Below are 7,794 nucleotides of genomic sequence, written 5' to 3'. Positions count from 1 at the left end.
TGTCTGTTAAGCTGCTTGTATATCCCATTTTTTCTCAATCCAATCTTACTTTTCTTTTCAGTTTAACACTTTATTAAAGATGTCAAATGGGTTCTATAAGAAATAGCTACGCAGTAGATCAAAGTAATAATGTTATTGGGTTGCATTTAGATCGTAATAGTTTTTACTCTATTCCTCAGAGCATTTTTTTACTAAAAAATTTATCGCTATTATCTATAGCTAACAATAAAATTGAATACTTACCAAATTCCTTTGAGCAATTACAAAATTTGAGTCACTTATATTTACATCATAACTGGTTAAAAGAGTTACCAGCTTCATTAGGACAGTTACAAAATTTGAGAGGGCTAAAGTTAGACAATAACCGGTTAAAAAAGCTACCAGCTTCGTTTGGGAAACTATATAAATTGAGAGAACTATCTTTAAAAAATAATCCGTTAAAGTTTCCACAGCCTGAAATTATTGCACAAGGAACTATAGTCATTTTATTCTAAAGTGATACAAGACTGGCAGTCCTAGATTTTGAAACTGATTGATATTTAAAGTGTAAAAGGACTGCCAGTCCTAACATATAAACCGAAATTGACTATACAGCAATTCTTAGCTATTTACGTCAATCATTGGAAAAACAAGATCAAATTTATGAAGCTAAAGTATTAATTCTTGGAGAAGGTGGGGCAGGCAAAACTTCACTTGCAAACAAAATCCTTGATGCAAACTATGCCCTTAAACCTGAAGAAAAAACGACCCCAAGGTATAGACATTTTAAAATATCAATTCCCAATTAACGAAAACAAGCAATTTATCGCACATATATGGGACTTTGGCGGTCAAGAAATTTACCATTCTACACATCAATTTTTCCTCACAAAACGTTCACTTTATGTTCTAGTCGCTGATACACGCAAAGAAGATGTAAGATTTGAATACTGGCTACAAATCATTGAATTATTAGCAGATGACAGCCCGATTATTATCATCAAAAATGAAAAACAAGACCGCCAATGCAAAATCAATGAACCACGTCTTAAAGGTCGCTTTGCATAACTTAAACACATTGAAAGCACCAATTTAAAAAACAACCGAAATTTAAACTCGATTCTTGAACAATTACAATTTGAACTTAAAAGACTGCCGCATGTGGGTCAAACTTTGCCAAAAACATGGGTTGATGTGCGCCTTGCACTGGAAAACGAGACGCAAAACTATATTAGCTTAAATGAATTTCTAAATATCTGTGAACAACATGGCTTCAAACGCCGAGAAGATAAACTACAATTGTCTGGCTATTTACACGATTTAGGTACATGCTTACATTTCCAAAACGACCCATTACTCAACAAAACCTTGATCTTAAAGCCTGAATGGGGAACAGATGCAGTTTACAAAGTATTAGATAATCAACGAGTCAAAAACAATCATGGCAGATTCAGCAAAACTGATTTAAGCTATATTTGGCAAGCCGCAAAATACGACAATATGCACGACGAATTGTTACAACTGATGATGAACTTCAAACTGTGCTACAAGCTTGAATATTGCGATACTTATATTGCGCCACAAATCCTGCCAACAAAACAACCTGATTTCGATTGGAATGAAAACAATAACACCATTTTACGCTACGACTACGAATTTATGCCCAAAGGCATGATGACCCAATTCATCGTCGCCATGCACAAAAGTATCGAAGATAAACAACAACGGGTATGGAAAGAAGGCGTGGTGTTACAAAAAGATGAAACTCGCGCCGAAATCACAGAAGAATATGAAAAACGAGAAATTCACATCCGCATTCAAGGCAAAAACCGCCGAGAACTTGCAACTATTGTGCTGCATGAATGGGACAAAATACACGACAGCTATTACAACCTAAAAGTGCAAAAACTAATTCCTTGCAACTGTTATGAATGTCATAACCAACAACAACCCTATTTTCATACCTACAAATCCTTACTCAATCTCAAAAGCAAAGGTATTTCAGCGAGCCAATGCGATCATAGCGGTGTAATGCTCGATATTCAAAAATTACTAGGCGATGTACTTAGCGAATATAAGCCACAAGAGAAAAATATAAATATTAATGTAATGCAAGCAGATGATATAAATAATTCTAATCTCAATCAAGGCGATAATGTAGAACAACAACTCGACCAACAATTTTCTAGTCTCACCCCTGAACAAAAAGCAAAATTACTCGAACAACTTAAAAACACATAAGAAACTGACCCAAACATCAACCAATAGCAAATGACTTTTCGCCACAATTCTTTTAGACTTTCTTATTGTCGCATCATTTTAGGATTCACTGTGTCCCAACTATTATCCATTGTCGAAGTCGGAGGCTATGCTGATTTCACATCGCTGTATCAACAAGTAGGCTTCCAAGTTGAAAAAGCCAATACTATGCGCAAAGCTTTGGGTTTATTAAAAAAAGACTTCCCATCTGTTATTGTTGCTGAATTTAACTTTGCCCCTAAATACGGTTCATTTATTAGCAATATTGATTCTTTGATGGCATTGATTGTAGGTAAATCACCGACAACGCACCTGATTTTATTTGTACATCAAGAAGAACAGCATCACTTACAGCGTTTATGCCAACGTTTCCCAACAATTTTGCTTACCACGTTAACTTATCCAATTCAAATAGACACACTACAGCAAAGTTTGACGGGTTAATTATGTCATTTTGGGTTATCATTTGCAGATTGCTCATAAATCTAACCAAATAACAATGTTAATCCAAAATAAGCAGCCTGCAATAGCGTTATTAGACGCTGATTCAAAAGCATTTTCCCAAACATTTTATGGCGATATTCCCATCGCATTAACATCTGATACCCAGCTACAATTTGAAATCACCCCCGAGCAAAAAACGATTGCGGGTATTCGATTGAGATTGGGTACTTATTGTCGGGTTAATCATTGTCATCTGACCATCCAATTTGCAGATTATCATCAACACAAATTTAATTTATCCAAACTGCAAGATAATGAATATATAGATATTTTATTAGACAAACCGATTGTAGTTCCTAAGCAAAAATCGTTAATGATGACACTTTCCTGTGAAGATGCAGATGAACACAATGAAGTGGCAATTTGGTGCACTGAGCCGACTCCTCCATTTATTGATCCATTCAAACAAGCCCGTGGCCTGAAACGCCTATTTAATCGACCGCATTTTGAACCTTTAAGTTTACCCGCAATGGAACATCCTCAAGTCAGCATTGTGATTCCCGTATTTAATAAAGTGGCTTATACCTATAATTGTTTATTGACGGTGGTAGAGACTGATCCTGAAATCAGTAAAGAAGTGATTATTCTAAATAATGCCTCTAGCGATGAAACCGAAGCATTTTTAAATCAATTACATGGTGGTGGATTTCGAGTCGTTAATAATAAAGATAACAAAGGTTTTGTTGGCGCATGTCAGCAAGGGGCGGCGCTGGCAACGGGTGGATTTATCTTATTGCTCAACAATGATACCCAAGTTCGAACAGGCTATTTATCTAAAATGTTGGAAATGTTTGAGCGAGATACAGAGGTTGGCATCGTTGGTTCAAAATTAATTTATCCTGATGGGCGTTTACAAGAAGCGGGTGGGATTATTTTCAATGATGCAAGTGGTTGTAATTATGGACGTTTGCAAGACCCCAGTTTCCCACATTTCAATCAGAATCGTGAAGTGGATTATTGTTCTGGTGCAAGTTTGATGATTCGCACTGAATTATGGCGGCATTGGGGTGGTTTTGATAATCGCTACGCGCCTGCTTATTATGAAGATACTGATTTATGTTTTACTGCGCGTTCCAAGGGTTATAAAGTGATGTATTGCCATGATTCGCAAGTGATTCATCATGAGGGCATTACCTCGGGCACAGACGTGACTCAAGGTTTTAAAGCCTTCCAAGTTATTAATCATAAGAAATTCTATCAAAAATGGCGTGAGGTTTTAACAAGTCAACATTGCTCACCGCTTACAGCACCCGACAAAGCGGCGCATCATTTAGAATCAGATTATCAAATCTTTTTCCAAGTTTCGGATAAAACCGCCAGTAATTCACATGATTTACCTATCATTTTTCATTATTGGTCATGTTATTACCTTGCCCCTAGACAACGTGAATTAGGCTTTGAAACTGTAGATCAGCTTTTTATTCAAACTTTAGCAAAACAATGTCATACATTTAAAAATGAAATTTGTTATTTTGCCAATATTGCCAGTCATGATGGTCAATTTGAATTGATGTTAATCAAACAATTGCAGCAGCAAGGTGTGCAGAATTTCGTATTACATGGTTTAAATTCTGATGCTGAAAACATCGAAAAACTAAATCAATTAGCAAAAAATAGAAATATGGCTGATAAATTACAATTTCAATTGGCTGATTTAACAACATGGCAACCAGCGCAATCATATCATGTCATCTTAGCAAATCATGCTTTACATCGAGCCAGTGATTTAAATCAAATTATTGAGCATTTACAAGCAGCATTGCATTCACAAGGAAGATTAGTAATTGTAGACATGATTGGTGAGACAGGTCATCAACGTGCAACCGAGGTGTTACCTTATATTCCCGCCTTATGGTCACAATTGCCAGACCAATATAGGTTTAATGTTTTAACCCAACAGCAAGAAAACTGGTTTGTTAATCATGATTATTCACATATTGGGTTTGAAGGTACTGAGGCTAAAATGATTGTGCCGTTGTTATCTGAGGTGTTTAAATTTGAGTTATGTTTGGCTTATGGCAATTTGATTGATGTGTTTATTGAGCGAGCATTTGGCCATCATTTTGATGAGCATAATAATGATGATGTGGCATTTATTGACCAAGTACAGGCGATAGATCAAATGTTAATTGAGCAAGGAAAAATTAAGCCAACACATTTAATTGCCGTTTTGCAACATGAACAACACTAAATTCATATTGAACTCAACTTAGTTTGGTTGTATTCATTGAGCCGTTGAGAAAGTTTGGGGATTGAATTGTAAATCTGATGAGTTGTTGTTCATTGGGATGGAGCAGTGGTTGGATGCTAAGCATTTTGCTCCATCATCGCAGACAAGACAATATCCCGATCAGATTTTTTAGCTTACAGGACAACCAGTATCAAAAATTGGAAGTCCTGATAAAACTAAAATGTTTGGAAATGATGCTTAGTAACGAGGCTGTTGGCGAATCTTAACTAATGGCAAGGTAAAGTCATAAGAAGACAAAATCACATTGTCTTTGGCACGAATCAACTGTGCATTGACATAAGTTTTTTGAGCTTCTCGAATCATGCCATAAGTTCCAACAATCACCGCATGAGCATCATGAATCTGGGTAATATCCAAGATTTCCCGAGATAATAACAATTCACCATTGCGTTTTTGTACAAAAACACTGTCTCGCAATTTCACTTCTATCACTTTATAGCCTAATTGTGCCACACGTGATTTAATCTGCTCAGAAATTAAACGACCTAAAGTTGAAGAATGTTGCACATTATCAATATTGACAAAACTCGCAACTAAAATCGGTTTATCATAATCAACATAGAGCCTAGGTGCTTTTTTCATCAATCTTTCAGCCGCTTTATAACTTTCATCAATCAACGGCAAATCAATAGGATCATTTTTTTTAGGATTACTACAACCCACGAGTGCAATAGAAAATAATGCAAACCAAAGTAGTGCAAAAGCTTTTTTCATGGTTAACTACCTATGGACATGTGCTATTTTGAGAACAACTCACAACAGGGAACTTACGACCAGCCATAAAATAATGGTCATCATCACCAGTATTGATGTAGTAAATACCTGTATCACCGAAAACGTATTGATTACCCATGGTTACTGAGGTTGAAATAATCACCTCTGTATTGGTTTCACCCGGTAAGTAATAATCCATTGCTAAACCAACATCAGCAACCAAAGCAAAAGGCAAAATAGCCGCTTCTGGATAAGTCCAATCATCAATCGCTTTTGAAACTAGCCACACGCTACCTGCCAAAGCTGAAAAAGTGCCTGGAGGGGGGTAAGTTAAACGGCGATCTTTATGATGTACCACTTGCATATCAAAATCTAATAGCAATGTATCTTTGTATTCAGTATCTGTTGTGACAACCACGCCTTTTTGTAATAAGCGGGTACGCAACATGTGATAAAACGCTTTGCCAAATGGAATTTCTTCATGATCTTTGGTAAAACGAATATGGATAGGTGGCTGTGTATTAATGTCGGGAAAGGTGACATCAAGTGTATCTTTAAGACGTTTTGCAACATGCGCTGCCAACACATTCCAATGATGCGCCGCTTGCATTTTTTGCTGGGTAGAGCTCTTATAAGAAGTAGCAACAGGTATGGGACGGTGACTACAAGAACTCAGCCCTATTGCTAATATAATCAAGGCAATAATGGAGTAACTTTTCATAAAGAAACCCTCAGTTTCAAATTCAGGTAAGGTAGTGTAGTGACGTATTTAACCATACTTTTTAATAGGATGCGAGCGATTTTTTAGGTATTATCACAAGTATTTGAGCTAGTTTCATGTTATTTCTAACTTAATCTTTATCAACACTATGTTTCAGCCCATTGATAGTATTTTAGCAAAAGAGATTTCTATTTGCCCTCAATTTTCACTGAGGTTTGCCTCATTTATGTTGGGGCTACATGTTGGTGCATTGCTGATTTTAATTGTAATTAGCTATTTTTATACGGATTGGCCAATACTTACAATGAGTTCTATTCTTGGTTTTTCTGTGATGTTCAGTGCATGGCGAACCTATCGGCATGACTTATGTTTTATTCAGCATCCATTGTACAACAGCCGCTTGGTTATTTTACAGGAAATTGAAACGGGCGACCCGCCTACAGAATATTTATTATTACAAAATGGTCAACGAGCGATAGTGCTGAGTCATTATAGTTATGCACATCCTTTAATCGTGATTATCAATGCCAAAATATTAGACACCAATAAATCGGCCAGTCTAATCCTATGGAATGACATGCTGGACAAAGATATTTTTCGACGTTTAAGAGTAAGGATAAAACACCCATTTTCTTAAACCAATCGTTCATCTTACGCACATTATGTGTATGCAGAGTCAAACAAAGTAAATCCGGTAGTCCTAGACAAGTAGTGATATATTAATATTATATTTTAAATCAATAAATTAAGAGCAAAGAATATCAACATGTCCAAAATGTAGTTCAGCAAATTGTGTGAAATTGGAGAAAATCGCATTATCAGGGACATTTCGGGTATTAGGAATATCAGAAAGTTGGCTACAGCGCTATGTAAACGAAAAATACGCACAAACGACCCAAAAACTAAAGGTAGCGGACAGAAAAAAGGCTAAATTCACAGTTCAAATGGATGAGCTGTGGTCATTTGTAGACAACAAAGGCAATAAACTGGTCGCTTTAGATGTACCAACCCGCCAAATTATTGGTTTACATATTGGCGACAGAAGTCGAGATGGGGCTAAAGCATTATGGGATTCATTACCCCCCAAACGATACCAAGCTGTGGGGAAAGAAACGGGTTAAACCAGCTACATAGAACGTTTGAATCCGACTCTACGTCAACGCATTTCCAGACTTGTTCGCAAAACTCTATCCTTTTCCAAAAAGATTGATAACCACATTGGGGCTATATGAAATTTTGTTCAGTATTATAATTCTTGTTTATCTAGATAAAACCGACATTCCGCACCCCATTTTTTAATTTGAGCATTTACTAAAAACCGCACCAAACGGGCGTTTTGCTGCTTAGCTTTCAGACAGTATAGCAA

At 36.4% G+C, this 7,794-nt stretch carries 9 protein-coding genes and 1 pseudogene; 8 read left to right on the top strand and 2 right to left on the bottom strand.

The features are described 5' to 3' along the window. Positions 1-86 precede the first annotated feature (86 nt). From ABXH34_RS16500 to ABXH34_RS16480, 5 genes are all read left to right on the top strand, one after another. Positions 87-494, top strand: coding sequence for a leucine-rich repeat domain-containing protein (locus ABXH34_RS16500; protein WP_353572983.1), 408 nt, complete (start codon positions 87-89; stop codon positions 492-494). Between the two features lie 217 nt (positions 495-711). Then, positions 712-1,047 carry a P-loop NTPase family protein gene (locus ABXH34_RS16495; protein ID WP_353572982.1) on the top strand — a complete coding sequence of 112 codons (336 nt, stop codon included), beginning with the start codon at positions 712-714 and terminating at the stop codon, positions 1,045-1,047. Between the two features lie 105 nt (positions 1,048-1,152). After that, a complete protein-coding gene (locus tag ABXH34_RS16490; RefSeq protein WP_353572981.1) occupies positions 1,153-2,220 on the top strand; it encodes a COR domain-containing protein in 1,068 nt (355 codons plus the stop codon). A gap of 90 nt (positions 2,221-2,310) precedes the next feature. Continuing rightward, on the top strand, positions 2,311-2,682 hold the full coding sequence (locus ABXH34_RS16485; RefSeq protein ID WP_353572980.1) for a hypothetical protein: 372 nt from the start codon (positions 2,311-2,313) through the stop codon (positions 2,680-2,682). A gap of 55 nt (positions 2,683-2,737) precedes the next feature. Further along, on the top strand, positions 2,738-4,933 hold the full coding sequence (locus ABXH34_RS16480) for a glycosyltransferase (RefSeq protein ID WP_353572979.1): 2,196 nt from the start codon (positions 2,738-2,740) through the stop codon (positions 4,931-4,933). 237 nt (positions 4,934-5,170) lie between these two features. On the opposite strand, the gene ABXH34_RS16475 is transcribed toward ABXH34_RS16480, so the two are convergent. Beyond that, positions 5,171-5,707, bottom strand: coding sequence for a FlgO family outer membrane protein (locus ABXH34_RS16475; RefSeq protein ID WP_353572978.1), 537 nt, complete (start codon positions 5,705-5,707; stop codon positions 5,171-5,173). 10 nt (positions 5,708-5,717) lie between these two features. Then, positions 5,718-6,428: a hypothetical protein gene (locus ABXH34_RS16470; RefSeq protein ID WP_353572977.1), complete on the bottom strand. Its 711-nt coding sequence runs from the start codon at positions 6,426-6,428 to the stop codon at positions 5,718-5,720. Positions 6,429-6,576: 148 nt separating this feature from the next. On the opposite strand from ABXH34_RS16470, the gene ABXH34_RS16465 reads away from it, so the two are divergent. From ABXH34_RS16465 to ABXH34_RS16455, 3 genes and pseudogenes are all read left to right on the top strand, one after another. Beyond that, positions 6,577-7,065, top strand: coding sequence for a protein YgfX (locus ABXH34_RS16465; protein ID WP_353572976.1), 489 nt, complete (start codon positions 6,577-6,579; stop codon positions 7,063-7,065). A 157-nt stretch (positions 7,066-7,222) separates the two neighbouring features. Continuing rightward, complete coding sequence (locus ABXH34_RS16460) at positions 7,223-7,549, top strand: hypothetical protein (protein ID WP_353572975.1); 327 nt, start codon at positions 7,223-7,225, stop codon at positions 7,547-7,549. Further along, a pseudogene (locus tag ABXH34_RS16455) lies at positions 7,526-7,660 on the top strand (IS1 family transposase); the annotation flags it as partial. The gene ABXH34_RS16460 and the pseudogene ABXH34_RS16455, both read left to right, overlap by 24 nt. Positions 7,661-7,794 lie beyond the last annotated feature (134 nt).

Source organism: Candidatus Albibeggiatoa sp. nov. BB20 (assembly GCA_016744725.1).
Lineage (GTDB): Bacteria > Pseudomonadota > Gammaproteobacteria > Beggiatoales > Beggiatoaceae > Albibeggiatoa.
Note: the sequence above shows the minus strand (reverse complement) of the source record. Positions and strands in the feature narration are given on the sequence as shown.

What these genes read in the sequence shown, in the direction of transcription:
- ABXH34_RS16470 (WP_353572977.1), bottom strand. Translation starts at nt 6,428, where the DNA reads ATGAAAAGTTACTCCATTATTGCCTTGATTATATTAGCAATAGGGCTG.
- ABXH34_RS16495 (WP_353572982.1), top strand. Translation starts at nt 712, where the DNA reads ATGCAAACTATGCCCTTAAACCTGAAGAAAAAACGACCCCAAGGTATA.
- ABXH34_RS16480 (WP_353572979.1), top strand. Translation starts at nt 2,738, where the DNA reads ATGTTAATCCAAAATAAGCAGCCTGCAATAGCGTTATTAGACGCTGAT.
- ABXH34_RS16500 (WP_353572983.1), top strand. Translation starts at nt 87, where the DNA reads ATGGGTTCTATAAGAAATAGCTACGCAGTAGATCAAAGTAATAATGTT.
- ABXH34_RS16465 (WP_353572976.1), top strand. Translation starts at nt 6,577, where the DNA reads ATGTTTCAGCCCATTGATAGTATTTTAGCAAAAGAGATTTCTATTTGC.
- ABXH34_RS16475 (WP_353572978.1), bottom strand. Translation starts at nt 5,707, where the DNA reads ATGAAAAAAGCTTTTGCACTACTTTGGTTTGCATTATTTTCTATTGCA.